The sequence below is a fragment of the Microbacterium murale genome, assembly GCF_014635185.1.
In the GTDB taxonomy this organism is placed as follows: domain Bacteria; phylum Actinomycetota; class Actinomycetes; order Actinomycetales; family Microbacteriaceae; genus Microbacterium; species Microbacterium murale.
In genome coordinates this window covers 922,306-948,950 of the sequence record NZ_BMCM01000001.1, presented here as the reverse complement: position 1 = coordinate 948,950, position 26,645 = coordinate 922,306, and the positions used below count along the sequence as shown (strand labels likewise).

The window sequence follows — 26,645 nt, the reverse complement described above, 5'->3', positions numbered from 1 at the left end:
GCATCCCTTCCAGCCGTCGCGCGAAACCGCGGACATCTCATTGTCGATCCTCCGCGTCGTTCTGCGAAGTCGAATCAGGATTCCTCAGTCTGCCTCATGATCACGTTTTTGTATACGTGTCGACAATCTGCGCGCCTGACTGTACATCCATCGACAGATTCCATAGTCTGGGGCACGGTCAACGGCGCCCGTGCAGAGCGCCCGGATACGGAACTCATACGGAACGCGAGGACATCATGACGAAGAGAACGACACGGATCGGCATCGCCACAGTCGCCGTCGGAACCCTGACGCTCGGCCTTCTCGCCGGGTGCTCATCAGGCGGCGGCAGCGACACCGAGGGCATGAACACGCTCGAGAAGGCGCAGGAAGAGGGCAAGATCACACTCGCGATCGCCTCCGAGCAGCCGTACTCGTGGGTCGAGGATGGCGAGCCGACGGGCGCGACCATCGCGATGCACGAGCAGATCTTCAAGAATCTCGGCATCGACGAGATCGAGGTCGAGGAGGTCGACTGGAACTCGCTGATCCCCGGGCTCAACGCCGGCCGCTGGGACGCTGTGAGCGCCGGCATGTCGATCCTCCCTGAGCGCTGCGCAGAGGCCGCGTTCAGTGATCCCGAGATCATGTACACGACCACCCTCGTCGTCCCCAAGGGCAACCCCAAGAACCTCAGCGACCTCGATTCGGTCGCCGCGGCCGGAGACGTCACGCTCGCGGTGCAGTCGGGTGCGATCGAAGAGGGCTACGCGACCGACCTCGGCATCGCGAACACCGTGCCGGTCGACAGTGCCCAGGCCGGTATCGAGATCGTGCAGTCCGGTCGTGCCGACGCCTTCACTCTGACCGCCGTCTCGCTCAACTGGATGACAGAGGGCATGGACGACGTCGAGACCACAGAGGCCTTCGTGCAGGAGATCGACGGGGTCGAGCAGATCGGCGCCGGCGCCACGGTGTTCCGCCAGGACGACACCGAGCTGCTCGAGGCCTACAACGAGGAACTCGCCAAGATCACCGGCGATGAGACGAAGTACCTCGACCTGGTCGAGCCGTTCGGCTTCACCGCGGAGAACCTGCCCCCGGCCGATCTGACCACCGAGCAGCTCTGCTCCGGCGAGCTGGGCTGATCCGGCTCCTGTGACTGAGAATTTCGACGCGCTCTGGCGGGCGCTGCCCCAACTCGTCGACGGAGTGCTCATCACGCTCCAGTTGACGGCGGGCGGCGCCCTCCTGGCGATCATCGTCGCCATCGGCCTCGGGCTGCTGGCACGATTCGAGAACATCGTGCTGCGCGGCATCGCCCGCACGATCATCGAACTGTTCCGCGGCACCTCGCTGCTCGTGCAGCTGTTCTTCTTCTTCTTCGTGCTGCCGCTGCCGCCGTTCGAGATCGAGATGCCTGCCGTCTTCACCGGCATCCTGGCCCTCGGCCTGAACTACGGCGCCTATGGCGCCGAGGTCGTGCGCGGCTCGATCAACTCGGTGCCGGCCGGTCAGTGGGAAGCGACCACAGCCCTGAGCCTGTCCCGCTCGCACCGCATGTGGCGGGTGATCTTCCCGCAGGCCTGGGCGCTCATGCTCCCCTCGCTGAACAACCTGCTGATCCAGCTGCTGAAGGGCACGGCCGTCGTCTACCTGATCACGATCGTCGACCTCACGGCCGAGTTGAACAAGCTGCGTGTGCAGACCGACGTGTACTTCGCGTATGGACTCGGGTTGCTCATCTACTTCGCGATCGCCTACCTGCTCACGCTGGGCATGAACGCGCTCGAGACGCGCGCCAAGCACCGTCTCGGGCAGGGCGGGAAGTGGCGTGACTCCATCACCACCACACCGGTCCCCGACATGAAGGGGGCTGGTCAGGCCGCATGAACGACGACAACAGCTTCTGGAGCTGGGATCACGCCATTGCGGCGTTCCCCGACATCCTGGAGAAGTTCCTCACCGTCACGCTGGTCGTGACGATCATCGGCAGCATCATCGCCGCCATCCTCGGACTCGCGATCGCGCTCGGGCGCCGTACAGCCCCGCGCCCCATCGCCGCCGTCATCACTCTGCTGATGAACTTCGTGCGCATGACACCTCTCGTGGTGCAGCTGCTGTTCGCGTACTACGTGTTCACGACGGTCCCGCCTCTCGTGCTCGGCACGATCATCATCGGCATCCATTACGCCACCTACATGGCAGAGGTCTACCGCGCCGGCATCGACGCGGTTCCGCCTGGCCAGTGGGAGGCGACGACCGCGCTGTCGATGTCACCCGGACGCACGTGGACCGCCGTGATCATCCCGCAGGCGCTGCGCTCCACGCTGCCGGCCTTGGCCAACTACGTGATCTCCATGTTCAAGGACACTCCGTTCCTCATGGTCATCACCGTCGTCGAGATGGTGCGCCAGGCGCAGCTGTACGGCAGCAAGAACTTCCGCTTCGTCGAGGCGATCATCATCGCCGGACTCATCTACCTGGTCGCAAGCCTTCTGAGCTCACTGCTGGCCAGACGATTGGAGAAACGTCTTGAGTACACCACCGCTTGACACCCACACCGGTGCGATCACGCTCGATGACGGTGAGCTGCCGGCGATCCTGTTCGACAAGGTCGAGAAGCGCTTCGGCGATCACGTCGTGCTGCACGACCTCGACTTCACTGTGCGCAGGGGCGACCGCGTCACGCTGATCGGACCCAGTGGGTCGGGGAAGACGACCATCCTCCGGCTCGTCATGACACTCGAAGAGGCGAACGAAGGCTACATCCTCATCGACGGCAAGCCGCTCACGCACTACTCGCGGGACGGCAAGCGGGTCGAGCTGAAGGAGAAGCACAAGAATGAGATGCGCAAGCGCATCGGCATGGTGTTCCAGCAGTTCAATCTGTTCCCGAACATGACCGTGATCGAGAACATCATCGAGGCGCCGGTGCATGTGCTCGGACTTTCCAAGAAGGAAGCGATCGAGCGCGGCCGTGCGCTGCTCGAGAAGGTCGGGCTGCCCGACAAGGAGAACGCCCACCCCACCCAGCTCTCCGGTGGTCAGCAGCAGCGCGTCGCGATCGCGAGGGCGCTGGCGATGGAACCCGAGATCCTGCTGCTCGACGAGGTCACCAGCGCGCTGGACCCCGAAGTGGTCGGCGAGGTGCTGAACATCCTGCGCGACATCGCCCGCGACACCGATGTGACGATGCTGATCGTGACGCACGAGATGCAGTTCGCCCGTGATGTCTCGAATCGAGTGCTGATGTTCGACAGCGGTCGCATCGTCGAAGAGGGCAAGCCGGAGGACATCTTCAGCGATCCGCAGGAGCAGCGGACCAGAGACTTCCTCTCGGCCGTGCTCTGAGCGGCGGCTAGGCGAGTCCGCGTCCTCGGCTCAGCCGGCCGCGGTGGCGGCGCGCCGCGAGATCACCCAGATGCCGAACGCCGCGGTGAGGAAGATCGCACCGAGCATCACCCATCCGAGCAGTCCGAATGTGATCGCCGTCGCATTCACGACGATGGGCGAGGCGAGCGCGCCGAGCGAGAACCCCATGCCGAACACGCCCTGATAGGCACCGGCACGCACGGGATCGGCGAGTTCGAAGCTGAGTCCCCAGGCCCCTGCCTGCGAGAGGATCTCGGCGAAGGTGTGCGTCACGGCTGCCGCGATCAGCACGACGATCGCGATCCAGGCCGGCAGACCGGCGGCGAGCGCGTAGATCACGCAGGCCGCGGCCATCAGCCACCCGGCGATCATCGTCACCCGCCCCGCGATGCGGATGTCATGGGTACCGCGCGACGCGCGCACCTGGAAGAGCACGACGAGCGATGTGTTGACGATCAGCAGCACGGCGACGACCCACTCGGGAGCGTTCGTACGCTGCGTCACCCACAGCGGCATCCCGAGCTCTGCGACACCGAACTGCATGCCGAACACCGCCGAGAGGAACGAGAGCAGCAGGTACCGCGGATCGCGCCACGGCGAGCGGCGGCGCCAGTCCAGCCTCGCGGCGAGGGTGGCTTGGGCCGTGCCGCGAGTGTCGATCGATCCGGTTTCGGTGAGCACGGCGTCGACCTCGCGCACCGGGGCGTCGACGGACGCCGGCAGCCGAAGCAGCGGCAGCGCACCGAGCACGCCGATGACACCCGCGATGACGATGACGACCCGGTACGCCTCAGCGGTGCCCAGTGCCAGCGCGATTGCGGCGATGCCTGAGCCGATCGCGATCGACAGGTTCGTCACCGTGCGCAGCACGGCCCGGGCGCGCACCCGCCGCTCCGGTGCGAATCCCCTGGCGATGATGGCGGATCGCGACGAGTACCCGATCGTGTCGAAGAACCCCGCGAGGCTCGCGATCACGAGCGCTGCGACGAAGGTGTCGGCGAAGGCGTAGGTCGCCAGCAGCAACCCTCCGAGCGTCTCGAAGACATAGGCCAGGCGGCGTGCGCTCCACCGATCAGCGAGCCATCCGCCGAGGAATGATGCGAGCACGCCGCACGCGCTGGAGACGGCGAGCACCACTGCGGCCTCGCCGGCGCTCAGCCCGATGATCAGCGTGAAGAACAGCACGGTGACCGTGAGGAAGACTCCTCGACCGATGCGCGACACCGCGGTCGCAGTCACCAGCGCGCGCAGCACCGGGTCGGCAAACGTCTGCGCCAGGCGCTCTCGCATGCGGGGCTTCACGGTGTCGGTCGGGGTGGGGTCTTGCGAAGGCACATGACAGTTTCACACAGGGCGCGGACACAGCCCGCCCACGCCGCTGGCAGTCAGCATCCCTCGATAGGGTCGATCCATGCCTTCTCGTCTTCTCGCTCCTGAGGGCGCGCCAGCATCCGTCATCGAGTTCGAGCACGGCGGCGCGACCCTCATCGCCGAAGACTTCGGCACCGGCGCGCGTCCCTACGTACTCGTGCACGGCATCGGGATGGGGCGCAGCGTCTACCTCGATTTCGTCGAACGCCTCCCCGGGCGGATCATCGCCCTCGATCTGCCGGGATTCGGTGAGGCGCCGGAGCCGGAGCGCACGCTCACCATGGCGCGGCACGCCGACCTGATCGCGGCGTTCCTGCGCAGCATCGACGTCACGGATGCCGTGATCATCGGTCATTCGATGGGCAGCCAGATCGGCGCTGAACTGGCGGCGCGGCATCCGAAGCTCGTCGACGGTCTGGTACTCGCCGGTCCCACGGTGAACAGTGCGACGCGCAGCATCCGGGAGCAGGCGACGTACCTGCTGCGCGATCTGGTCGGCGAGCGTCCGGAGGTGCTGTGGCGCGGAGCCCGCGAGTACCTGCGTGGCGGGCCGCATCTGATCCGGAAGATCCGCGCCACGGTCGTGCACGAGCCCGAGAAGGCATACGCGCAGGTGAAGTGCCCCGTACTCGTGCTTCGCGGTGAGCGCGACCCGCTCGCGCCGGTGAACTGGTGCCGCAAGATCGTCGGTCTCGTACCAGGGCCGGCCGAGATGAAGGAGATCCCCGATCACGGCCACGGCACCCTGATCAGCGACGCCGCACTGGCGGCCGACCTGATCTCGGAGTTCGCCCGCTCGCTCTGACGCGCGGCTGCTTCGCCTCTCGTTCACAACTCCTCTAATTTTGCCAGAATCGTAGCCTTCGCACGCGTACAGGACACCGAACTCCTCGTCTTTGAGGAGTTGCGAACAGCGTCCGGCATGAAACGCGGACCGAGTACTTCAATGACGGACGCGACGGACTCTCGCACCCGGGCTGAATCATGCAAGATCTCGCTTGCCAGCGGCCGGATCGTCACGCATCCGAGCTTCGCGGCGGCTATGTCTCGGTGTCGGTCCTCGACCTGTTTGTCCCAGCCCTCGTGCCATTCCTTGCTGTCGCACTCGATGATGAGCCAGCCCTCCACGAGGAAGTCCACGTAGCCGACCCCCGGGAGGTGGACCTGCGTCTCGTACCGCAGTCCGAGTGCTCGCAGGATCAAACGCATGAACGTCTCCGGACCGGATGCGGCTGTCGGGTCGACGAGAGACAGCAGCACCCCGTAGCGCGCCGGCAGGGTCGAGAACACGCCTTCAAGCTGGTTCAGCGTCATCAGCTTGTGATGCAGCACGCTGTCGAGAGTGGCGAGGGCCGCCCTCGCGGATTGGCAGCGGATCGCTTGCCTCAAAGCATCGTGCAGGTGCGCCGCATGAATGGTCTCGCACTCGCGGACGGGGTTCCAGTGCAGCCTCGTGGTCCTGAACTTCGGCTTCCGGATCCTGGATGTGCCTTGCGTGATCTGCACGTGAAGGCCCGTGCACACCAGCACGAAGATCCCCATCGACTTCAGTAATGAAAGGCAAGACAGATGACCGCCGACGCGGACGGCCTCGGCGACGTCTTCATCGATCGGCACTCGCGCATAGCGGTCGCGCCGAAGCCGCAGGAGGTGACCCGAACGCACCGCTTCGGTGATGTCCCGCCCGGACATGCCTGATCCTGTCAGCTCGGCGCGGGTGAAGACCACTTTCGTATATGCAACCCGGCACCGTGCCGGCCACGCTCTTCTGGTTGTCGCTCATCACAGGATTCTCGGCGTGCGCTACCGACCGCTGAGCCCCGAAAGGCGTCTATCGGGGATAAGTTTGGCCGACTGTATCGAGTGGAGGGAGGGTGAACGGTCAACTCACGTTCACAACTCCTCAAGGACGGACGGCAAGACGGCTGATCCGCACCGATCCGCCTGAGATCGCCGGTTCTCTGCGGAGTTGTGAACAGCGCGAGGTCAGTCGAGCGGCGGAGCCTGCGACGGCAGGATCATCGTGTACCGGCGGATGTAGGTGAGCACGACCACGAGTCCGCCGATCAGCAGGCCGATCAATCCGGGGACGGCGATGGCCACGCCCACCCATCGACCCAGCGCGTAGATCAGTACGAATCCGAGCACCGTGCCCAGCGCGCCGAGCCCGGCGAAGACCCACCCGATGATCATTGAGACGCGGTACGAGCGCTCGCCGTGCTGGGTCGGTCGCACGCCGATCTTCTGCCCGACATAGGCGCTCCACCGGGTTCCCGTCCACCAGCGAGTGACGTAGCCGGACACCGCGAACCACCCGGCTCCGGCTCCCTCCACCTCACCGGGGAGCGGACGGGTCGACGCATCGAAAACCGGCGCAGTCGACGGAGCGGGGTGCGCGGTCAGCTGACGCGTGCGAAAGCCTCCGATGAGCCAGAGGGCACCGGCCACCAGGAACACGAAGGGGGTGAAGGCGAAGAAGGGCTGCCCGTCGAGGAACTGAGAGGTGCTGAACTGGGTGATACTCAGCGCGATGAAGACGATGCCGAGTGCGAACCCGTTGCCTCCCGGTTCTATCGCGAAGGCATCCGGGCGCGGCCTGCCGTCTCGAAGACGGTATGGCGTCCACCCAGCGCCATCCCACCATCGCACATCTGAGGTGCCCACCACCGGAAACCAGCCCATCGGAGCCGCTGACGCTGGATGCTGGATCGGCTGCGCCGCGGCCCACACTGATTCGCCCCCGCGCTCATGCACGGTCCACTGCGCGCCGTCCCACCAGCGCTGCACCCCTGGCACCCCGGCGTCGTACCATCCCGGCTGTGCGTTCATGCGCCACCCTCCGTCGTCCGCGTTCCGGCCCACGATACTGCCGGGCCCGCAAGAGACCTACCCGGCCCCCGGCGGGGTCTGTTTCGACTCGGCGAGCTCATCGACGACGAGCCGGCGCTCCTCCGTCGTTCCGTTTCGGTAGGCCTGACGACCCACCATGTGCGCGGACAGGGGTGCGGTCGCGAACTGCATCAGCACGATGGGTGCGACGAGCGCGAGCCCGAGCAGGATGCCGCCGACGGATCGCTGAGCGAGCGCGACGGCCAGGCAGATCAGGATCACCCCAAGCACCTGCGGCTTGGTCGCCGCGTGCAGGCGGGAAGGCACGTCTCGGAAGTGCAGCAGCCCGACCGCGGCCGAAAGGCACAGCACAGCGCCGAGCAGGATCAGCACCAGCACCGTCACATTGATGACGGCATCCGGGATCTCGAAGTCGAACACGTTCATGATGTCGTGTTGTCCCTTCTCGCCACGTAGCGGGCGACCGAGATCGATCCGAAGACCCCCACCGCCGCGATGATGAGCAGCACCGGGATGCTGCGGGTGTGTCCGTTGATCGCCATCTCCGCACCCAGCACGCACATGACCTCGGTGAGGAGCACGTCGGATGCCACGGCGCGGTCGAGGATCGACGGGCCGCGGATGATCCGGAACATCGTCAGGATCGCCGCGATGCTGAACACCGCCACGATGATGATCATCAGAACGTTCACCGGCCACCTCCCGCGCGCTCGTCGGCTTTCAGGGCACGATACTGCGCTGGACTGCCCAGCGCCCGCACGATCCGCTTCTCCCAGCGCAGGATGCCGTCGCGCTGCGCATCCGCGTCGGCTCGTGTGCGCACGCCGATGATGTGCAGGTAGAGAACGCGGCGATCGCGATCCGTCTCCACCACCAGCGAACCGGGGATCAGCGACGACGTGACCGAGACGTGCGTCATGATCAGGTCGTCGGCGTATCTCAGCGGCACCGCGATGATCGCCGCACCGGGCTGACGGCGGAAGTCGAACACCTGGATCGACACGGCGATCGCACCGCGAAGGATGGCGAACAGGAACTGCACCACGAACAGCGCGCCGTACCAGAAGTTGACGCGCCCCGAGAGTTCGATGGTCGGCAGACGGAACACGCGCGTGACGAAGACGGCGACGACGAGCCCCGTGACGAACGAGAGCAGCGTGAACTGGTTCCACAGCAGCATCCAGAGCACGATGAGCCAGGCGAGGAACGGAAGCTGCAGCCAGACGTCATGCAGCCGATGGCGCTGCTTCTCAGGAGTCACGGTCCCACCTCCTCTTCCAGCTGTACGAGGCTCACGGGCTGAAGCAGCGCGTCGCCGATGCGATCGCACAGTGCATAGAGGGGACCGGCGAAGATCGTCAGCAGCAGCGTCACGCCGACCATGCCCCCGGTCGCGAGCGTCATGATCCGCGGGATGTGGCGGCGCTCCTGCTGCTCGTCCGCGGCGGGCGCGTTGCCGAGGTACTCGATGCGGCCATCGGTCTCGGCCGAGTCCTCTTCCTCACGCCAGAACGACAGGTTCCAGGCGCGCATCAGCGCGTAGAGGGTGAGCAGTGAGGTGAGGATGCCGCCGAAGATCAGCACCAGCATGATCGGAGTGCCGACGGATGCCGCGGCCTCGAAGAGCGCGAACTTGCCGATGAACCCGGAGAACGGCGGCAGGCCGCCGAGGTTGATGGCCGGCACGAAGTAGAGCACGGCGAGCAGCGGCGCCGCTTTCAGCAGCCCCTTGACCCTGAGTATCGACGTGCTGCCGGCTCTGCGCTCTATGAGTCCGACGGCGAGGAACAGGGTCGTCTGCACGACGATGTGGTGGACGATGTAGTAGACCGTCGCACCGATCGCCGCCGGGGTCGCGATGGCCAATCCGAAGATCATGTAGCCCACGTGGCTGACCAGCGTGAACGAGAGGATCCTCTTCAGCTCCGCCTGCGCCACCGCGCCGAGCACGCCGATGATCATGGTCGCGAGCGCGACGATCAGCAACAGCGTGTCGATGCTGTTCTCGGCGAACAGCTGCGTCTCGGTGCGGATCAGCGCGTAGACGCCGACCTTGGTCAGCAATCCGGCGAACACCGCAGTGACCGGCGCCGGCGCTGTCGGATAGGAGTCCGGCAGCCAGAACGACACGGGGAAGATGGCCGCTTTGATGCCGAACGCGACCACGAGCATCAGATGCAGCACGAGCTGCGTCTCCTGCGGCAGTTCGGTCATCCGCTCGGCGATCTGCGCCATGTTGACGGTGCCGAGAGCGCCGTAGATCATCGCGATCGAGGCGAGGAAGATGATCGACGAGACGAGCGAGACGACGATGTAGACCGCGCCGGTACGGATGCGTGACTCAGTGCTGCCGAGCGTGATCAGCACGTACGACGCCACCAGCAGGATCTCGAACCCGACGTACAGGTTGAACAGGTCGCCAGCGATGAAGGCGTTGAAGATGCCGGCCGCGAGGATCAGGTACGACGGATTGAAGATCGAGATGGGAGTCTCGTCCGAGCCGTCTGCTGCGCCCTGGCCGATCGAGAAGAGCAGCACCGCGAGCAGCACGATGCTGGAGATCAGCACGAGCAGGGCGGCGAGCCTGTCGACGTAGAGCACGATGCCGAACGGCACGGGCCAGCCGCCCACCGACACGGCCAGAGGGGACCCTCCGTCGACCGCGATGAGCAGCACGGCGGCGATCACGGCCACCGCGGCGAGCGCGGCGACGGTGACGAACACCTGCAGGCGAGGACTGCGACCGAACACCAGGGTGATCGCGGCGCCGAGAAGCGGAAGGGCGACGAGCAGGGGGACGAGCGCGCTCATGTGCGATCCCCCTCATCGTCGGATGATGCCTCGGGCGCATCGCTGGGCGCGTCCTCGCGCGGTTCTTCGCGCGACACCCACGGCCGGTCCATCGGGGCGTCATCCTGGATCGAGGCGTGATCGCGCATGTGCAGCACGGTGATCGGCGAGGTGCGCACGTCGACGAAGTCGGTGGTGGCTTCTTCTTCAGCGACGTCGTCCTCGTCGTCCATGACGTCTTCGTCCTCGTCGGTGCGGGCACGCAGGGCGAGGTCGGCTTCGTCGTCCTCCACCGTGTCGGCCTGTCCGAGCTGCCAGGAGCGGTAGATCAGAGCGAGCAGGAAGGCGGAGACGGCAAATGTGATCACGATGGCCGTGAGCGTGAGCGCCTGCGGGAGCGGATCACTCATGTCGCCCTCTGTGCCGAAGAACGGCGCATTTCCGGGCACTCCCATGACGATGAGCAGCAGCAGGTTCGTGGCGTTGCCCAGCAGCAGGAATCCGATGAGAACGCGGGTGAGGCTGCGCTCGAGCATCGCGTAGACGCCGCAGGCGAAGAGCACCGCCATCACGATGATGAGGGTGAGTGAGACATCCATCAGGCGCTCACCCCCCGAGTACGGATCTCCTGGGCCTGCCGGTCGACCTCGGCGCCGAGACTGCGCAGCACGTCGAGCACGAGGCCGATGACGACGAGGTAGACGCCGACGTCGAAGATCGTCGAGGTGACGAACTCCATGTGGCCGAGGCCGGGGATCTCCCACTCCCAGAACGTGCTCGTCAACGGCGCGAGGTTGAAGAACAGCGGAACCACTGCGGTGCCGACGGCGAGGATGAGCCCGGCGCCCAGCAGGCGACCGGCATCCGTCGGCGCTGCCGCGCCGAGCTCCCAGCGTCCGCCCGCGATGTAGCGCATGACGAGGGCCATGCCGGCGACGAGTCCGCCGGCGAATCCGCCGCCCGGCCCGTTGTGTCCGGCGAACAGCAGGTAGATCGACACGACGATGATGGTGTGGAACAGGATGCGGACGATCACCTCGAGCAGGATCGATCGGTTCTCGGGCTTCATCTGCTGGCCGCCGATGAGCCAGGCCCGAGGGCTGCTGCGGTTCTCGAGCGTCTGGAAGCGGATGCCGTCGGTCGTCTCGACGAGCGGAGCGATCCGGGCCTTGCGCCTGATGCGCTTGGGCAGCGACGGACGCTGCGACAGCATGTCGGCGCGGTGGGTGACGAACACGAGGGATGCCACGCCGGTGGCAGCCAGCACGAGCACGGAGAGCTCCCCCATCGTGTCCCAGCCGCGCAGATCGACGAGCGCCACATTGACGACGTTCTTCCCGTGGCCCAGTTCGTATGCGAGTTCGGGGAACGAGATCGAGATCGGGTCGGCGATGCGCGCCTGCGTCGCGACCACGGCGATGAAGGCCATCGTGACGCCGACGCCGATCGCCAGCACTGCACGCGGGATGCGGGAGACCGAGGCGTTGTGCTCGCCCATGCGCGACGGCAGGCGTCGCAGCACGAGGGCGAAAGTGACCATCGTGACGGTCTCCACGAGGATCTGGGTGAGAGCGAGGTCGGGGGCGCCGCTCGTCGCGAACAGCGCGACCATGCCGAGGCCGGTGACCGAGACGAGCACCACGCCGGTGTAGCGCTTACGCGCCTGCACCGCGACGACGGCGGCGATCGCCATGATCGGCGCGACGGCGATCTGGGTCGGGGTGTGCCACGCCGACAGGTTCAGTTGATCGACGTCGCTGGCGAGCAGTGCCGTGGTCTCCGCGGCGACGAAGACGATGAAGATCGTGCCGACGTAGACGGGAAGCGAACCGCGCTGCGTGAGTGTCGTGGTGATGACCGAGAGCCGGTCGACGCCGCGCATCACCACGAAGTACACATCTGCGGCTGTGAACTTCAGCATTCGCGCCTTGCGGTCCCACCCCGTGCGCCTGCTGAGCAGGAAGAGGCCGAAGCCCAGCACGACCGTGAGCACCGAGATGCCCAGCGCCGGTTCGAATCCGTGCCACAGTGCGAGGTGTCCTGGACCCTCGACCGCCACACCGTCAGCATCCAGGCCTGGTACGGCTGTCACCGCGTAGCCGTGCAGTGCGGTGTCGAGTGCCGGAGCGCCGATCCCGAGTGCGATGGTCGCTCCGCCCAGGATCATCGGGGCCGAGAGGAATCCGACCGGAGGATCTGGCCATTCCGTATCCGGCATCCGCTCGCCGCGCTCGTCGCGCTTCTTCCAGAACGCCCCCCACAGGAATCGGACCCCATATGCCGCAGTGAGCATGGATCCGAGGACGACACCGATCAGGGCGACGAGCGCCCATGTCGAGCCGCCCAGCGCATCGTCGAGCAGCCCGGTGAGCGCCGATTCCTTCGCCACGAAACCGATCGTGGGAGCGATGCCCGCCATCGACGCGACGGAGATGAACGCGATCGTCGCCATGGCGGGAGCCTGTCTGCCCACCCCGGACAGTTCATCGATGTCACGAGTGGAGAGCTGACGGTCGATGATGCCGACGATCAGGAACAGTGCCGACTTGAACAGCGCGTGCCCGACCACGAGCGCCAGCCCCGCGAGCGCCGTCGCCTGCGTGCCGTAGCCGACCATGACGGTGAAGAATCCGAGCTGGCTGACGGTGCCGAATGCGAGGATGCGCTTCAGGTCGGTCTCGCGCAGAGCCTGGATTCCACCGAGCAGCATCGTGAAGACACCGAACGAGATCACGATCGGACGCCACGGCTCGGACAGCGCGAAGATCGGAGCGAACCTCGCGATGAGGTAGATGCCGGCCTTGACCATGGCGGCGGCGTGCAGGTATGCGCTGACCGGCGTCGGAGCCGCCATCGCGCCAGGGAGCCAGAAGTGGAACGGGAAGATCGCCGACTTGCTCAGGGCCCCGATCAGCAGCATCACCACGGCGGCGTTCACGACCGGCCCGGTGGGGGCGAGCTCGAGCATCTCGGTGATGCTCGACGTGCCGGTGTCGACGACCAGCAGCACGACGCCGACGAACATCACGAGCCCGCCGAGCGTGGTGACCAGCAGTGCCTGCAGCGCGGCACGACGACTTACCGCACGACGGCGGTAGTGGCCGATGAGCAGGTACGACAGGATGCTGGTGACTTCCCAGAACATCACGAGCATCACGAGGTCATCGGTGAGCACGAGCCCGTACATCGCACCGGCGAAGCCGAGCAGAACACCGGCGAACTGGCCGAGCTCACCCGCCTCGTCGTGGAAGTACCAGCGGCAGTAGAGCAGCACCAGGGCGCCGACACCGGTGACGATGAGAGTCAGCACCCAGCCCAGCACATCCATGCGCATCGACAGGTTCAGGCCGAGCTGAGGGATCCACTCCACGCTCTCGAACGGCGCCGAACCGGTGTCGAGCACCTGGGGCGTCATCACGAGCGCCTGGACGAATGCCGCGGCGGGAATGAGAGCGCCGATCGCGAATGCCCGCGCCCCGAGCCAACGTACCAACGCAGGGAGAAGAAGAGCCCCGAGAAGGAACACGGCAAGGAGCAACAGCATAAGCGGCTCCTCAATGGCTCGTCGAGGCCTTACGGCACAGGCGGGCGGGGTTTCTTCGAGTTTACCGGTTCATACCGTCCTGAGATTCTGCAAGTGCAGTCGGATCTCGCCTCTGCGATCAGATCGCGGGGGCAGCGGTCGTCGTTCCGGCGCGGAAACGGCAGGTGAGATGCAGCGATTGCGCCGCCTCGCCGCGCAGCATCCGGGCGACCTGCTCCCCCGCCGCTCTGCCCTTCTCGACGGCCGGCTGCACCATGGTCGTGAGCATGTGCGGTCCGATGCCGTCGACTCGGATGCCGTCGAAGCCGGCGACACTGAGATCATCCGGTACGCGAAGACCGAGGTCCTCAGCCGCCCGGATCACGCCGGCGGCGAGAAGATCGCTCTGCGCGAGGATCGCCGTGGGGCGGGTGGCGGGATCGCTGAGCAGCGCGCGTCCGGCGATCACGCCGTCGTCGATCGAGCTGCTACCGGCCGATACCGCGGGCAGGTCTGGGTAGACATCCCGCGCACCGGCCAGTCGCTCGATGGTGACGTCGATCGTTGCGCGTCTCAGTCGATCGTCCATGATCCGACCGCGGATGCGATCGCTGTCCAACGGCAGCGTCACGGCGGCGACGCGCTCGTGTCCGAGACCCTGGATGTGCCTGGCGATCTCGGCCGCGGCCTCACGATTGTCGAGCGTGATCTGCGGGATCCCCTCCCCCGCGTCCCCCTCGATCACGACGACCGGCAGGCCTCGGCTCCGCACGATCTCCAGTGACGCGCGGGTTCGTCCGGAGCATCCGATCAGCACGACCGCGTCGACCGGTGCCGTCGCCAGCGCGGAGACCTCGCCCTCCCCCGGCTCGTCGCGCAGCAGCAGCACTCCCGCACCGAGCGAGGCGACACCGTCGGTGAGTCCGTCCATCATCGGAATCGTCACAGGGTCGAGGAATGCAGCCCGCAGATGACCCTCGAGAACCACGGCGACGATGCCGCTTCGGCCGAGCCGAAGCGATGCCGCTCGGGGGTCGGGACCCGCGTACCCGAGATCGGCCGCCGCGGCCAGCACGCGCTCGCGCGTCGCGTCCGAGACCCTGGTGCGGCCGCTGAAGACAACCGATGCCGTTGACGTCGAAACGCCGGCCGCGCGCGCGACGTCTGCGAGCGTCGCGCGACGTGGCGCAGAGGACGGGGCAGAGGACGGCGTCATGGTCCGAGGATAACCCGACATTTCCGAAAATCGAATCGATTCGATACGCTCTGTCCATGGACTCCGCCCTCACCCGTTCGCAGTACGTGCGCTGGCGCAACGCGATCTTCGCGATCTTCCTCGCCAGCGGCGTCTCGATCGCGACCTGGGCGTCGCGCGTGCCCGACATCAAGATCGCCCTCGGCATCGACAACGCGCAGATCGGTCTGCTGCTGCTCGGCATGGGCATCGCGTCGATCCTCGGCATCTCCACGAGCCCGGCAGTGATGGCGCGCACCGGTGCGCGTCGAGGGATGCTGTCGCTGATGATCACCCTCGCGATCGGTCTCGTTCTGATCGGTGTCGGCACAACGGTGTTCGCGTCTTTCCCCGTGGTCATCATCGGCCTCGCGCTGTTCGGCTACGGCAACGGATGCCTCGACGTCATGATGAACGTCGAGGCGACCGCCATCGAGCAGGAGGCAGGCAAGACGATCCTGCCGCTGTTCCATGCGTTCTTCAGTTTCGGCACCGTCATAGGAGCCGGCCTCGGCTGGTTCGCCGCCACCACGCACCTCACGGTCGCATTCCACGCGACAGTGGTCGCCGCACTGATCTTCGTCGCGGCGTTCGTATGCATCGCGAACGTGCCGAACCGTGACGCGACTCTCGATCCTGCCGAGTCCGGCGAGAAGCCGCACTGGCGCGAGCGCATGCACGTGGCATTGTCCGCATGGCGCGAACCGCGCACCTACGCCCTCGGCGTCGTGATGCTCGGGATGGCCTTCGCCGAGGGCGGGGCCAACGACTGGCTGGCACTCGGCGTGAGCGAGGACCACGGCGCCGGTGCGGCCATGGGCGCTGCAGCGCTGACGGTGTTCTCGGTGGCGATGACGACGGTGCGCATCTTCGGCGGGCCGCTCGTCGACCGGTTCGGCCGCGTACTGGTGCTGCGCATCCTCGCGGTGGCGGCCACCGGCGGCATCCTGCTGTTCATCCTCGCTCCCACCCTCCCTCTCGTCTTCGTCGGCGCGGCATTGTGGGGCGTCGGCGCATCACTCGGATTCCCGCTCGGCATGTCGGCCGCAGCCGACGACCCGGCCAAGGCTGCCGCGCGCGTCAGCGCGGCAGCCACGATCGGGTACGTCGCGTTCCTCGGCGGCCCGCCGATCCTCGGGTTGATCAGCGAGCACATCGGCCTGCTGAACACGCTGTTCATCCTCGTCGCGCTGGTCGCGGCATCCGGATTCGCGTCCGGCGCCGCCCGACCGCTCAAGAATGCGAACGCCGAGTCGACGACGAAGTAGGCTCGACGGGTGCGTCTCGTCATCGCCCGCTGCGCCGTGGACTACTCCGGCCGGCTCAATGCCCACCTTCCCCTCGCCACGCGTCTTCTCGTGCACAAGGGGGACGGCAGTCTGCTCGTGCACTCCGACGGCGGCAGCTACAAACCGCTGAACTGGATGAGCCCGCCGTGCACCCTCGTCACAGAGATTCCGGGTGAGGAAGAGGCCGGCGCCGGAGTGATCGACGTGTGGCGCGTCACGCACAAGAAGACCGGCGACGCACTGCGCGTGCAGATCTATGAGGTGCTGCACGACTCCGCGCACGAGCTCGGCATCGATCCCGGTCTGCAGAAGGACGGCGTCGAGGCCGACCTGCAGCGCCTGCTCGCCGAGCAGGTGGAGCGCATCAGCGAGGGCGCGACCCTCGTTCGTCGCGAGTACCCGACGGCGATCGGCCCCGTCGATCTGATGGTGCGCGATGCTGATGGCATCGCCATCGCGGTGGAGATCAAGCGTCGCGGCGACATCGACGGCGTCGAGCAGCTCACCCGTTACCTCGAACTCCTCGGCCGCGACCCGCACCTCGCACCGGTGCAGGGCGTGTTCGCCGCCCAGGAGATCAAGCCCCAGGCACGCGTGCTCGCCGAGGATCGCGGCATCCGCTGCCTCGTTCTCGACTACGACGACATGAAGGGCATCGAGTCCGGAGTACCGCGGCTGTTCTGACGCGCGGGCGAGCGCCCATAGGCTTGAGGAATGCCTCACTCCCCTTACTCCTGCGTGCTCTGGGACGTCGACGGCACCATCGCCGACGCGACGCCCGGCATCTTCCCCCGCCTCATGGAAGTGCTCGCGTCGTTCGGTCAGCCCGCCCCTGACCCTGCTTCACTGCCGCGGTGGGTCGGCCCGCCGATGTACGAGTCGTTCCAGAGCCTCGCGGGCCTGAGCGCGACCCAGGCCGAGGATGCCCTCGCGCGCTACCGCGCACTCGCCGCCCGCGACGGCTATGCCGCGTCCGTCGACATCTACGACGGCATCCCCGATGTCATCCGCGCGGTCGCCGCCGCAGGCATCCCCCAGGCGACCGCGAGCACGAAGCCCGAGAACCAGGTCACCGCGATCCTTGAGCACAATGATCTGCTCGGCCTGTTCGCCGCCGTCTCCGGCGCGCGCAGTGGCACGATCGGGCGCAGCGACAGCAAGTCGGATGTGGTCGGCTGGGCACTGGAGCGATTGCAGGCGGCGGGTGTCGACACCTCGAACCCGGTACTCGTCGGCGATCGCCACCACGATGTGGAAGGCGCGGCCGAGCACGGAGTGCCGGTCATCTTCGCCGAGTGGGGTTTCGGCGAAACCTCGGAGGGCGACGGCGCTGTGTCTCGCGCGGCGGACGCCAATGCGCTCAGAGCGCTGCTGCTCGCATAGGGCACGCGAGAAAGCGCACGGCGCCACAGCGCACGGCGCTCCCCGCCGGGAGCGCGCTGTTGACGTGCGCCCGGACGGAGAGCGTCGTGTGTATCGGCCTCAGATGGGGCGGATGTTTTCGGCCTGCAGGCCCTTGGGGCCCTGTGCAACCTCGAACTCGACGCGCTGGTTCTCGTCGAGTGAGCGGTAGCCGCTTGCTTCAATGGCGGAGTAGTGCGCGAAGACGTCAGCGCCGCCGTCATCGGGGGAGATGAAGCCGAAGCCCTTCTCCGAGTTGAACCACTTGACCGTGCCTTGGGTACTCATGTACTGCCGTTCTGCTGAAATGTGTGCCGACGCAGGGTGCCCCGACGATGCCCACAATATCTGTGCAGCGCCGGAGCGGAATAGCCCGAAGCAGAAGGTAACCCAAATGTTGCACGAGCGTCATGTCGGCTGCGCGCAGGGCGAAGGACGGCGAAAATAGTGCGGCCCTCACCGCGGGGGGAGCGGTGAGGGCCAAAGACGACCGGAGGGTGCGTCACAAAACACCCTAACCCCAAACCACTAATCTTGTCCCCCATTTGGGGGACAAATCTGAAAAATCGTGGGATGATGACTCGATAGTGGCTCCCGCGGATAGAACATTTGGGGACTGACCTACTCGAGAGGGCCCACCGCATGCGCGGATCGTCGGGCTTTGGGGAAATCCGGATTCTGGGGAAAACGGCGACGATCACCCCCGTGCGCATGCTCCTTCACATTAGGGGAGGATGAGCGACCTCGTCCATAAGGATCCAGGACGAGGCCACTGAAGGTTCGGGGAAATGATCCCACGTGGATCGCAGGTTTCGGGACGGGATGGGATGCACAGCACGGAGGTCACCTCCGGCATCTCATCCCGCTCGAACCGCGGGATATCGTCGCGAAACCGCTGGATGCCGCTCCCGCTGCCGCACCGCGCACTCACCCCTAGCCGTCACCCCTAACCGTCGTCGCCGCGCCCGTCAACCCCGTCGTCGAATCACCGCGGCGGTGTGAGAGTCGATCTCACGGATCACCCGATCCCCGACGAAAGGAATGGATCAATGGGCATTGGAGACAAGGCGAAGCACACCGCCGAGGACATCGCCGGTCACTTCAAGGAGGGCGCCGGCAAGGCCACGGACAACGAGAAGCTCGAAGCCGAGGGCAAGGCCGAGCAGGCGAAGGCCGATCTGAAGAAGGCCGGAGACAAGGCGAAGGACGCCTTCGAGCACTGAGGCGGATCTTCCGGCTTTCCTCCTTCCGGAGCACGGACATGACGCGTTTCGGTATAGAAGAGGAGTTCGCCCTCCTCGATGAGGAGACGCTTGTGCCCGTGCCGCTTGGCAGCGCCGCGATCGACGCGCTGACCGGTGGCACGGGCACGTTTCCGCCCGGCAGCACCCGGCCGGAGAAGTGCACAGGCGCTGTGAAGAAGGAGTTCCTCACCTCGCAGGTCGAATTCGCCACTTCGCCCGTGCAGACGGTCGCCGAGGCGGAGAAGCAGTTGCGGTCGTGCCGCTCGGCGCTTACCGACTTCGCGCGCAGCAACGGCGCGGTGGCGGTCGGCACTGGCACACCGTTCGGCGTCGGCCCGACAGGCACCGTGAACGCCTCCGACCGGTACGGCGAGATCGCGCACTGGCTCGGGCGCATCAGCGACACCCATCACGTCAACGGCCTGCATGTGCATGTCGAGGTTCCGGATGCCGAGGCGAGGGTCCGTGCGCTGAACGCGGTTCGCCCATGGCTGCCGGTGCTGCTCGCGCTGTCGGCGAACTCGCCCTTCGCAGACGGCTGTGACACCGGTCATGACAGTTGGCGAAGCATCATCATGCGCCGTCTGCCCCTGTTCGGGGCGCCGCCGCAGTTCGTCGACGCGGATCACTATCACGCCACCGTGGATCGGCTGATCCGTGCGCACATCATTCCGGATGCGGCATCCGTGGCGTGGGCGGCCCGTGTGTCCGCGCGCTATCCGACTCTCGAACTGCGGGTCTTCGACGCCCAGCTCTCGGCAGACGACACGCTCCTGCTCGCCACGCTCTGCAGAGCACTGGTCGTCACAGCGCTGGCCGACACAGCGCCACCCGACAGCCACGTGCACGACACGGATGCCGTTCAGACCTCGCTGTGGTCGGCGGCGAGGTGGGGGATGGATGCGACGCTTGCGCATCCGGCGACCGGCGAGCCGCTCTCCGCCCGCCAGGCGATCGAGTCGCTGCGGGGAACCGTCGCACCCGCACTCGAACTGAGCGACGACCGGGCATTCGTGGACGAGCACCTCGCACGCATCCTCCGCGAGGGGAACGGCGCAGAGCGCCAGCGCGCCGCATATCGTGATTCCGGCGTCGCCGGGCTCCGCGCACTCGTCAGCGCCCCGCAGCCGGCGGCTGCGTGAGATCAGCCGGCGCACGCCGCGGCCACCAGATCCGATCACCGAGCACCCCGAACACCGCCGGAACGATGACGGTGCGCACCACCAGCGTGTCGACGATCACGCCGACCCCGACGATCAGTCCGAGCTGACCGAGAGTCACCAGCGGCAGCACGCCGAGCGCCGCGAACACCGCCGCGAGCACGATCCCGGCGCTGGTGATGACGGCACCGGTGTGCGAGACCGCCCGCACCATCCCCTCGCGGGTGCCGTGATGCTCGGCCTCCGCACGGGCGCGGTGCACGAGGAAGATCGTGTAGTCGATACCCAGCGCGACGAGGAAGAGGAATGCCAGCAGAGGCACCTGCAGATCGAGCGCATGCTGATCGAACAGCATCCGGCTCAGCCACGACCCTGCGCCGATCGCCGCTGCGGCGCTGCCGACGTTGATCAGAAGCAGTACCACCGGCGCGACCAGCGAGCGCAGCAGCACGAGCAGCACGATGAAGCTGACGGCGAGCACGAGCGGAGCGATGAGCAGCAGATCCTGCTGGTTTCCTGCCCTGGCATCCAGATCCGTCGCCACGGCACCGCCGACGGCGGCATCCGCTCCCGGCACGTCGTGGACGATCTCGCGCAGTTCGGTGACGAGGTCGAGGCTCTCGGGTGTCCCTGGTGCGTACTCGCCCGTCACCATGATCTTCGTGAACTCACCATCGGTCGTCTCACCGATCGGGTGCGCACGGACCACGCCGTCGACCTCGTCCACACTGTCGAGCACGCTCTCGGCCTCTGCCGTGTTCGCGACGATGAAGATCGGCTGGGACTCCCCGGGCGGGAAATGATCGCCGAGCACCTCGAGACCGGCCGCGGACTCGGACTGCACGCGGAACTTCTCGACCTGGTTCAGTCCCACGGTCGTCCCCACGAGGCCTGCACCCATCACCGCCAGCACAAGCACACCGGCACCGAGGCTCAGCCACGGGCGGCGCATCACCGAAGTGGCGATGCCCTTCCACACCTTCCCCTGTTCGGCATTCGCACCGGGCTTCGGCACGAACGGCCAGAACACCCTGCGTCCGCACACCGCCAGGAGGGGAGGGAGCGCGAAGAGCACGGCGGCGAGCGCGATCAGCAGGCCGACGGCGGAAGAGATGCCGAGGCCGCGGGTGCCGGGGATGACGGCGAGCGCCAGGGTGAGCAGGGCCAGCACCACGGTGATGTTCGACGCCAGGATCGCCGGCATGGTCTTGCGCCAGGCGGCGCTGAGCGCCGTGCGGTGATCGTCGTCGACCAGCAGCTCCTCGCGGTAGCGGGAGATGAGCAGCAGCGCGTAGTTCGTGCCGGCGCCGAAGACCAGCACACTGATGATCCCGGAGTCGAACTGCAGGTCGAGCAGGTTGCCGACGGCGCCGGTGACCTTGCCGGCGAGCTGGTCGGCGAACGCGACGATCACCAGCGGGAGCAGCCAGAGGATGGGGGAGCGGTAGGTGACGATCAGCAGCACCGCGACGATGAGGATCGTGACGAGCAGCAGCGTGAAGTCGGCACCGTCGAAGGCGCTCGTGACGTCGGCGCCGAATGCCGGTCCTCCGGTGACCAGCAGCGTCAGTCCGGTCGGCGCGTGACCCGCGACCTCGGCGCGCAGGTCCTTGATGATCTCGGCGGTTTCGGCATTGTCGGCGCCGACGGTGATCGGCGCGACGATGACCGCGGCCGCGCCGTCATCGCTCACGGTCGGTCCCGAGGACTCCAGACCGGTGTGCGCGTCGAGCGCCGGCACGATGTCCTCCAGCGCGGCGACGTCCGCGGGGGAGAGGTCTGCGGCATCCGCTCGAGACGCGACCACGAGCACCGACTGCTCATCCGCGTTCGGGAACTCGTCCAGCAATGCGCTCACCTGCGACGACTCGGAGTCCGGCGGCGCCGTCTCGTTTCCGGTCGGGCCGTCGATACGGCTGAAGAGACCGAGCAGGGCCACGAAGGTGAGGAGCACGATGCCGAGGGAGATCCAGGCGCCCCGCCGGGACGTGAGCCGGTCGGGTAGGCGCGCGCGAGTAGCTGTCATGCTTCCAGCCCATCAGCGACACCCCATCCCGACATCGCTCAAAAGGTTGATCATGCGCTCTGGACACCTCGCCCAGCGGGGTGTGACCGCAGTATTGTTCGGGAATGGAGGATGCGGGCGAACACGGCGACGAAGCCGGCGACGAGCACGCCGGTCGGCAGTCCCGACGCAGCTTCCTGCGGGCTTCCGGCATCGGAGCCGCCGGCATCGCGGCCGGTGCGATCGGCGCAGCCGCCGTCACACGGGGCTTCCAAGGCCACGGCGACCCCGACGCCACGTACGGCTTCACGCCCCTGCCCGCTCGCCGCGAGCCTGGGTTCGATCACGTCGTCGTGCTGATGTTCGAGAACCGCAGCTTCGACCATGTCCTCGGCAGGCTCTACACGGCCGACTCCGTACCGAACGGTCAGACCTTCGAAGGGCTGCAGAACGGCGACCACAGCAATGCCGCACCAGACGGGACGGTGGTGCCCGCACACGTGTATGAGGGCACGACCGATCAGATCATGAGTCAGCCCGACCCTGATCCAGGCGAGTTCTACTCGCACGTCAACACCCAGCTGTTCGACGTCGTCGACCCCGACACGAACGCGGATCTAGCCGCTCACGACCTCGCTGCCCCCTGGAATGCGCCGCGCGACAAGCGCGAGGCGACCATGTCGGGGTTCGTCCGCGATTACATCATCAACTTCCGATTGGAGCGGGGCAAGGACCCGACGCCGGAAGAGTATGCGGCGGTGATGGGCGGCTTCGCACCCGAGATGCTGCCGGTGATCTCCGCTCTCGCACGCGGCTTCGCCGTCTACGACCACTGGCACTGCGCCGTGCCGTCGCAGACGTTCTGCAACCGTTCCTTCTTCCATGCGAGCACGTCGCACGGCTTCGTGACGAATGTGCACAACGGCGGACAGTCGAAGTGGTTGGATGCGCCGGCGGTGCCCACGATCTTCAATCGCCTCGAGGATGCGGGGAAGATCTGGCGGGTGTACTACGACGCCGATCAGGGTGCCTCGCTCACGGGGATGCTGCATGCACCGTCGATAGAGAAGTACTGGAAGACGAACTTCCGCAGCATGGAGCAGTTCCATGACGATGCCCGTACCGGGCACCTCCCCGACTACGCGTTCATCGAACCCAGAATGGTGTTCGACCACAACGACATGCATCCGCCGGTGAGCCGGCCGAAGGTCGTGCACGAGTCAGACGGCGCCACGTACGACAGTGCGCTCTCCGACATCCGGGCCGCCGAGGCCCTGCTGGCGGAGGTCTACTCCTCGGTTCGCGGCGCGAGCACCAGCGACGGTTCGAATGCGATGAACACCATGCTGCTGGTCACGTTCGATGAGCACGGCGGCATCTACGACCACGTCGCCCCACCCGCCGCGACGCCGCCGACGAAACCGGCGGAGCCCGGAGAGATGGGCTTCACGTTCGATCGCCTTGGCGCTCGTGTGCCCGCGATCGTGATCTCGGCGCACACCGCCGCCGGAACCGTGATCAACGACGAGATGCACCACGGATCGGTCGTCAAGACGCTCTGCGAGCAGCACGGTCTCAGCCCGCTCACCCGTCGCGACGCCGACGCCCCCAGCATGCGCAATGCCGTGACGCTGAAGACGCCTCGGCAACCGGCGCTCTGGCCGGACGTGCACAGTCCTTATGTGCCGAAGAACCCGGAAGCACGGCGCGCCAAGCCGACGGATGCCGCACACCGCGATCGACCGCTCACCGCACCGGCGCTCGGCCTCATCGGGCTGCTGCTGGAGAAGTACGAGCCCGGCGCCGAGCTGCCGCGCACGTACGGCGACGCCTACGCGGTGCTTCAGAAGCACGGTCAGGACCTGTTCGGAGTACGCGACTGAGCGATGTCCTCAGCTCACGGCGTGGACGACGCTGCCGATGAAGACCGAGAGGATCGTGGTCCATCCGACGATCGCGACGGCCTGCCAGATCAGGACACGGGCCTTGCTGACGCCGGATGCCGCGAGCATCGTCGCCGTGAACTGCGTGGGGAGAAGGAGCGGGCCGAGCAGGCTGACGCCCGGCACGCCGTAGCGGTCGAGCGCCCGGCGGAACTTCGCCTTGCGGGCAGCACTGCGGCTGCCGTCGGCCTCATCCTCCGCATCGACCACGGTGACGCTGCCTGCGGCGGTGCCCTCAGCGGCCAGACGCGCCTTGCGCTCGTGGTGGCGGCTGACCACCGCGTTACGCGCCCCTGAGCTCAGCAGCACCAGCACCAGAACGCAGAGGAAATTCCCGACGATCGCGGAGATTGCGGCGATCACCGGATGGATGCCGCCGATGATGCCGATGGTCGCTGCACCCTCGCCTTCGATGAAGGGCACCGCGCCGGCCAGGGCGACGATGAGGGGTTGCACCAGCTCCGGCACCTGGGCCACCAGGTTCTGGAAGGTCTCGATGAGATTCATGGGATGCTCCTGTCGTTGCAACCGACCGGGCGTCTCCCCGGCGATGACTCCAGTCCATCGGTTTCCTCTCACGCGCAGAAGTGTGGCGCTGTCACCGCTTTCCGGGGTGATCGCACGGCCGACGGGTGACATGTGTCATGGCCGTAATGTGGTCGACATGGCCCGTTCGTCCGCTCCCGTTCCCGACGGCTCCCCGACGGCGGTGCAGCGCAGTTCCCTGCGCCTCGACAGGGGGATCACGGCCACCTGGTACTACACGATCGCGGCCCTGCTCGTCTTCGAGATCGGCATCGTGCTCGCCACCACGCTGGCGGTGTGGGCATCGGTCGCCCGTCCACCGGCGGCATCGGTCGCCGTCACCGTCGGCGGACTGCTGTGGGTGGGGTCGACCGTGGCGCTGATGGTCGACTATCGCCACCGCACGGATGCTGCGCCGCTGGTGCTGTGGCGCCGACAGCTGCTGCCGCTTCTGATCACGGTGGCTTACGCGATCACGGCCGGCACCGTCACGGGGATGTGGATCGTCGGCGCTCTCCCGCTGTTGCAGTCGCTCATGCTCCTCAACTGGCAGTCGGGCGTGCGCCTGCGCGTGATGCTCGCAGCCACGGTCGTGCTCATCGGGCTCGCGGTGATCGACATCAGGACGGCGCCGGCCGACACGATGACGACCTTCGGTCCGCTCGTCTCGTTCTCCGTGATCCTGCCGGCCATGACCGTCGCCTCCCTGTGGTGGTGGGACGTGCTGGTGCGCCTCGATCGGGCGCGCGCGTCGGAGAGCCGCCTCGCGGCGACGCAGGAGCGCCTGAGGGTGGCGACCGACGTGCACGATCTGCAGGGACATCACCTTCAGGTCATCGCGCTCCAGCTCGAACTCGCCGAGCGGCTCATGACGAAGGACCCGGATGCTGCGCTCGAGCAGCTTCGCGCCGCGAGGGGGAGCGTTGCCGAAGCACAGCAGGGCACCCGAGATCTCGCGATGCGGTTCCGTTCGGCGCCGCTGAGCGATGAGATCGCCAACGCGGTCGATCTGCTGCGCGCTGCCGGCACGTCGGCGGAGGCGAGCATCGATGCCGAGGCGGATCATGCGCCGGCATCCGTTCTCGGCCCCGTCATCCGTGAGACCACGACCAACGTCCTGCGTCACGGTGGCGGCAAGTGGGCGCAGCTCTCCTTGAAGAGGGACGGCGGGTCGTGGCGGTACGAGATCGTGAACGACTCGGCCGGGAACTCGGCGTCCGGTGACGGCGCGGGGCTCGAGGGCGTCGGTCGGCGGGCCGCAGAAGCTGGGGGAACCTTGGAAGTACGACGCGGAAAGCAGGAGTTCGCGGTCGTCGTGACCGTTCCGGTCGAAGACCTGGGGGAGGACGCGCGATGATCCGTGTACTGCTCGCCGATGACGAGGCGATGATCCGTTCGGCCCTGGCCGCTCTGCTGCGACTGGAGGACGACATCGACGTGGTGGCGGAATGCGCCGACGGTCAGGAGGCTCTCTCGGAGGCCCTGCGCCTGACACCGGACGTCTGCCTGCTCGATCTGGAGATGCCGGGGCTCGACGGGGTCGAGGTGGCGGAGCGCCTGCGGCGCCAGACGTCCATTCGCTGCGTGGTCGTGACGCGTCACGCCAGGCCGGGCGTGCTGCGGCGAGCGCTGGCATCCGGGGTCGCCGGGTTCCTGCCGAAGTCACGCGGGGCGGACGAGGTCGCCGAAGTCATCCGGCGCGTCGCGGCCGGTGCGCGCTACGTCGATCCGGAGATCGCGGCCGACGCGCTGAGCGACGAACGAAGCCCCCTGACCGACCGCGAACTCGACGTGCTGCGGGCAGGTCGGCGCGGCGAGACGACAGGGCAGATCGCGCGCGCACTGTCGCTCGCCCCTGGAACCGTGCGCAACCACGTGTCGACCGTGCTGGGCAAGCTTCACGTCACCACCCGCCAGCAGGCCGTGCTGGTCGCGGAAGAGCGCGGCTGGATCTGA

At 66.9% G+C, this 26,645-nt stretch carries 26 protein-coding genes; 13 read left to right on the top strand and 13 right to left on the bottom strand.

Annotated elements, in window-relative coordinates:
* Window positions 1-236 precede the first annotated feature (236 nt).
* Genes ehuB through ehuA form a run of 4 tightly spaced genes read left to right on the top strand, consistent with a single transcriptional unit; the run spans window position 237 to window position 3,333 of the window.
* Window positions 237-1,127: an ectoine/hydroxyectoine ABC transporter substrate-binding protein EhuB gene (gene ehuB, locus IEV67_RS04605; protein ID WP_188435361.1), complete on the top strand. Its 891-nt coding sequence runs from the start codon at window positions 237-239 to the stop codon at window positions 1,125-1,127.
* Between the two features lie 10 nt (window positions 1,128-1,137).
* The gene (ehuC, locus tag IEV67_RS04600; protein ID WP_188435360.1) at window positions 1,138-1,872 is read left to right on the top strand and encodes an ectoine/hydroxyectoine ABC transporter permease subunit EhuC; all 735 of its coding nucleotides are present in this window, start codon (window positions 1,138-1,140) and stop codon (window positions 1,870-1,872) included.
* The gene (gene ehuD / locus IEV67_RS04595; RefSeq protein WP_188435359.1) at window positions 1,869-2,534 is read left to right on the top strand and encodes an ectoine/hydroxyectoine ABC transporter permease subunit EhuD; all 666 of its coding nucleotides are present in this window, start codon (window positions 1,869-1,871) and stop codon (window positions 2,532-2,534) included. The genes ehuC and ehuD overlap by 4 nt, the downstream gene beginning before the upstream one ends.
* Before the next feature lie 16 nt (window positions 2,535-2,550).
* Window positions 2,551-3,333: an ectoine/hydroxyectoine ABC transporter ATP-binding protein EhuA gene (gene ehuA, locus IEV67_RS04590; RefSeq protein ID WP_306440980.1), complete on the top strand. Its 783-nt coding sequence runs from the start codon at window positions 2,551-2,553 to the stop codon at window positions 3,331-3,333.
* 30 nt (window positions 3,334-3,363) lie between these two features.
* On the opposite strand, the gene IEV67_RS04585 is transcribed toward ehuA, so the two are convergent.
* Entirely contained in the window at window positions 3,364-4,644 is a 1,281-nt protein-coding gene (locus IEV67_RS04585; RefSeq protein ID WP_188435358.1) for an MFS transporter, read from the bottom strand.
* A 121-nt stretch (window positions 4,645-4,765) separates the two neighbouring features.
* Here IEV67_RS04585 and IEV67_RS04580 point away from each other — a divergent pair, with 121 nt between their 5' ends.
* Window positions 4,766-5,530, top strand: coding sequence for an alpha/beta fold hydrolase (locus IEV67_RS04580; RefSeq protein ID WP_188435357.1), 765 nt, complete (start codon window positions 4,766-4,768; stop codon window positions 5,528-5,530).
* Between the two features lie 23 nt (window positions 5,531-5,553).
* Here IEV67_RS04580 and IEV67_RS04575 read toward each other — a convergent pair whose 3' ends face one another.
* The 9 genes from IEV67_RS04575 to IEV67_RS04535 form a co-directional block, all read right to left on the bottom strand.
* Window positions 5,554-6,417: an endonuclease domain-containing protein gene (locus IEV67_RS04575; RefSeq protein WP_188435356.1), complete on the bottom strand. Its 864-nt coding sequence runs from the start codon at window positions 6,415-6,417 to the stop codon at window positions 5,554-5,556.
* A gap of 294 nt (window positions 6,418-6,711) precedes the next feature.
* Window positions 6,712-7,554: a DUF2510 domain-containing protein gene (locus IEV67_RS04570; protein ID WP_188435355.1), complete on the bottom strand. Its 843-nt coding sequence runs from the start codon at window positions 7,552-7,554 to the stop codon at window positions 6,712-6,714.
* A 57-nt stretch (window positions 7,555-7,611) separates the two neighbouring features.
* Window positions 7,612-8,001, bottom strand: a complete 390-nt coding sequence (gene mnhG / locus IEV67_RS04565; RefSeq protein WP_188435354.1) for a monovalent cation/H(+) antiporter subunit G — start codon at window positions 7,999-8,001, stop codon at window positions 7,612-7,614.
* Complete coding sequence (locus tag IEV67_RS04560; protein WP_373284448.1) at window positions 7,998-8,255, bottom strand: MrpF/PhaF family protein; 258 nt, start codon at window positions 8,253-8,255, stop codon at window positions 7,998-8,000. The genes mnhG and IEV67_RS04560 overlap by 4 nt, the downstream gene beginning before the upstream one ends.
* A gap of 8 nt (window positions 8,256-8,263) precedes the next feature.
* A complete protein-coding gene (locus tag IEV67_RS04555; RefSeq protein ID WP_188435352.1) occupies window positions 8,264-8,836 on the bottom strand; it encodes a Na+/H+ antiporter subunit E in 573 nt (190 codons plus the stop codon).
* Window positions 8,833-10,386 (bottom strand): Na+/H+ antiporter subunit D, encoded by a 1,554-nt coding sequence (locus tag IEV67_RS04550; protein ID WP_188435351.1) that lies wholly within the window; start codon window positions 10,384-10,386, stop codon window positions 8,833-8,835. Before IEV67_RS04550 ends, IEV67_RS04555 begins: the two co-directional genes overlap by 4 nt.
* Entirely contained in the window at window positions 10,383-10,964 is a 582-nt protein-coding gene (locus tag IEV67_RS04545) for a Na(+)/H(+) antiporter subunit C (RefSeq protein ID WP_188435350.1), read from the bottom strand. Before IEV67_RS04545 ends, IEV67_RS04550 begins: the two co-directional genes overlap by 4 nt.
* Window positions 10,964-13,909 (bottom strand): Na+/H+ antiporter subunit A, encoded by a 2,946-nt coding sequence (locus tag IEV67_RS04540; protein ID WP_188435349.1) that lies wholly within the window; start codon window positions 13,907-13,909, stop codon window positions 10,964-10,966. The genes IEV67_RS04545 and IEV67_RS04540 overlap by 1 nt, the downstream gene beginning before the upstream one ends.
* 118 nt (window positions 13,910-14,027) lie before the next feature.
* The gene (locus tag IEV67_RS04535) at window positions 14,028-15,104 is read right to left on the bottom strand and encodes a LacI family DNA-binding transcriptional regulator (protein ID WP_188435348.1); all 1,077 of its coding nucleotides are present in this window, start codon (window positions 15,102-15,104) and stop codon (window positions 14,028-14,030) included.
* Window positions 15,105-15,160: 56 nt separating this feature from the next.
* Here IEV67_RS04535 and IEV67_RS04530 point away from each other — a divergent pair, with 56 nt between their 5' ends.
* The 3 genes from IEV67_RS04530 to IEV67_RS04520 are packed head-to-tail and all read left to right on the top strand — an operon-like array spanning window position 15,161 to window position 17,794.
* Entirely contained in the window at window positions 15,161-16,390 is a 1,230-nt protein-coding gene (locus IEV67_RS04530) for an MFS transporter (protein WP_188435347.1), read from the top strand.
* A 9-nt stretch (window positions 16,391-16,399) separates the two neighbouring features.
* Window positions 16,400-17,095: an endonuclease NucS gene (gene nucS, locus IEV67_RS04525; RefSeq protein WP_188435346.1), complete on the top strand. Its 696-nt coding sequence runs from the start codon at window positions 16,400-16,402 to the stop codon at window positions 17,093-17,095.
* A gap of 30 nt (window positions 17,096-17,125) precedes the next feature.
* Entirely contained in the window at window positions 17,126-17,794 is a 669-nt protein-coding gene (locus tag IEV67_RS04520) for an HAD hydrolase-like protein (RefSeq protein ID WP_188435345.1), read from the top strand.
* Between the two features lie 99 nt (window positions 17,795-17,893).
* Here the strand turns inward: IEV67_RS04520 and IEV67_RS04515 are convergent, their stop codons facing one another.
* The gene (locus tag IEV67_RS04515; RefSeq protein WP_033105552.1) at window positions 17,894-18,100 is read right to left on the bottom strand and encodes a cold-shock protein; all 207 of its coding nucleotides are present in this window, start codon (window positions 18,098-18,100) and stop codon (window positions 17,894-17,896) included.
* A gap of 761 nt (window positions 18,101-18,861) precedes the next feature.
* Here IEV67_RS04515 and IEV67_RS04510 point away from each other — a divergent pair.
* Together IEV67_RS04510 and IEV67_RS04505 are read left to right on the top strand one after the other, a co-directional pair.
* Window positions 18,862-19,035, top strand: coding sequence for a CsbD family protein (locus IEV67_RS04510; protein WP_188435344.1), 174 nt, complete (start codon window positions 18,862-18,864; stop codon window positions 19,033-19,035).
* 38 nt (window positions 19,036-19,073) lie between these two features.
* Entirely contained in the window at window positions 19,074-20,198 is a 1,125-nt protein-coding gene (locus IEV67_RS04505) for a carboxylate-amine ligase (protein ID WP_188435343.1), read from the top strand.
* On the opposite strand, the gene IEV67_RS04500 is transcribed toward IEV67_RS04505, so the two are convergent.
* Window positions 20,170-22,242: an MMPL family transporter gene (locus IEV67_RS04500; RefSeq protein WP_188435342.1), complete on the bottom strand. Its 2,073-nt coding sequence runs from the start codon at window positions 22,240-22,242 to the stop codon at window positions 20,170-20,172. The genes IEV67_RS04505 and IEV67_RS04500 overlap by 29 nt on opposite strands.
* Window positions 22,243-22,346: 104 nt before the next feature.
* On the opposite strand from IEV67_RS04500, the gene IEV67_RS04495 reads away from it, so the two are divergent.
* Complete coding sequence (locus IEV67_RS04495; RefSeq protein ID WP_188435341.1) at window positions 22,347-24,104, top strand: alkaline phosphatase family protein; 1,758 nt, start codon at window positions 22,347-22,349, stop codon at window positions 24,102-24,104.
* A 9-nt stretch (window positions 24,105-24,113) separates the two neighbouring features.
* Here IEV67_RS04495 and IEV67_RS04490 read toward each other — a convergent pair whose 3' ends face one another.
* Entirely contained in the window at window positions 24,114-24,671 is a 558-nt protein-coding gene (locus IEV67_RS04490) for a small multidrug efflux protein (RefSeq protein ID WP_188435340.1), read from the bottom strand.
* 157 nt (window positions 24,672-24,828) lie between these two features.
* On the opposite strand from IEV67_RS04490, the gene IEV67_RS04485 reads away from it, so the two are divergent.
* Both IEV67_RS04485 and IEV67_RS04480 read left to right on the top strand, forming a co-directional pair.
* Window positions 24,829-26,046: a sensor histidine kinase gene (locus IEV67_RS04485; protein WP_188435339.1), complete on the top strand. Its 1,218-nt coding sequence runs from the start codon at window positions 24,829-24,831 to the stop codon at window positions 26,044-26,046.
* Window positions 26,043-26,645, top strand: a complete 603-nt coding sequence (locus tag IEV67_RS04480) for a response regulator transcription factor (protein WP_188435338.1) — start codon at window positions 26,043-26,045, stop codon at window positions 26,643-26,645. Before IEV67_RS04485 ends, IEV67_RS04480 begins: the two co-directional genes overlap by 4 nt.

Coding starts and splice junctions, on each gene's coding strand:
- ehuB (WP_188435361.1), top strand. CDS start 237: ATGACGAAGAGAACGACACGGATCGGCATCGCCACAGTCGCCGTCGGA.
- ehuD (WP_188435359.1), top strand. CDS start 1,869: ATGAACGACGACAACAGCTTCTGGAGCTGGGATCACGCCATTGCGGCG.
- IEV67_RS04585 (WP_188435358.1), bottom strand. CDS start 4,644: ATGCGAGAGCGCCTGGCGCAGACGTTTGCCGACCCGGTGCTGCGCGCG.
- IEV67_RS04580 (WP_188435357.1), top strand. CDS start 4,766: ATGCCTTCTCGTCTTCTCGCTCCTGAGGGCGCGCCAGCATCCGTCATC.
- IEV67_RS04575 (WP_188435356.1), bottom strand. CDS start 6,417: ATGTCCGGGCGGGACATCACCGAAGCGGTGCGTTCGGGTCACCTCCTG.
- IEV67_RS04570 (WP_188435355.1), bottom strand. CDS start 7,554: ATGAACGCACAGCCGGGATGGTACGACGCCGGGGTGCCAGGGGTGCAG.
- mnhG (WP_188435354.1), bottom strand. CDS start 8,001: ATGAACGTGTTCGACTTCGAGATCCCGGATGCCGTCATCAATGTGACG.
- IEV67_RS04560 (WP_373284448.1), bottom strand. CDS start 8,255: ATGATCATCATCGTGGCGGTGTTCAGCATCGCGGCGATCCTGACGATG.
- IEV67_RS04550 (WP_188435351.1), bottom strand. CDS start 10,386: ATGAGCGCGCTCGTCCCCCTGCTCGTCGCCCTTCCGCTTCTCGGCGCC.
- IEV67_RS04545 (WP_188435350.1), bottom strand. CDS start 10,964: ATGGATGTCTCACTCACCCTCATCATCGTGATGGCGGTGCTCTTCGCC.
- IEV67_RS04540 (WP_188435349.1), bottom strand. CDS start 13,909: ATGCTGTTGCTCCTTGCCGTGTTCCTTCTCGGGGCTCTTCTTCTCCCT.
- IEV67_RS04535 (WP_188435348.1), bottom strand. CDS start 15,104: ATGACGCCGTCCTCTGCCCCGTCCTCTGCGCCACGTCGCGCGACGCTC.
- IEV67_RS04530 (WP_188435347.1), top strand. CDS start 15,161: ATGGACTCCGCCCTCACCCGTTCGCAGTACGTGCGCTGGCGCAACGCG.
- IEV67_RS04520 (WP_188435345.1), top strand. CDS start 17,126: ATGCCTCACTCCCCTTACTCCTGCGTGCTCTGGGACGTCGACGGCACC.
- IEV67_RS04515 (WP_033105552.1), bottom strand. CDS start 18,100: ATGAGTACCCAAGGCACGGTCAAGTGGTTCAACTCGGAGAAGGGCTTC.
- IEV67_RS04510 (WP_188435344.1), top strand. CDS start 18,862: ATGGGCATTGGAGACAAGGCGAAGCACACCGCCGAGGACATCGCCGGT.
- IEV67_RS04505 (WP_188435343.1), top strand. CDS start 19,074: ATGACGCGTTTCGGTATAGAAGAGGAGTTCGCCCTCCTCGATGAGGAG.
- IEV67_RS04500 (WP_188435342.1), bottom strand. CDS start 22,242: ATGACAGCTACTCGCGCGCGCCTACCCGACCGGCTCACGTCCCGGCGG.
- IEV67_RS04495 (WP_188435341.1), top strand. CDS start 22,347: ATGGAGGATGCGGGCGAACACGGCGACGAAGCCGGCGACGAGCACGCC.
- IEV67_RS04490 (WP_188435340.1), bottom strand. CDS start 24,671: ATGAATCTCATCGAGACCTTCCAGAACCTGGTGGCCCAGGTGCCGGAG.
- IEV67_RS04485 (WP_188435339.1), top strand. CDS start 24,829: ATGGCCCGTTCGTCCGCTCCCGTTCCCGACGGCTCCCCGACGGCGGTG.
- IEV67_RS04480 (WP_188435338.1), top strand. CDS start 26,043: ATGATCCGTGTACTGCTCGCCGATGACGAGGCGATGATCCGTTCGGCC.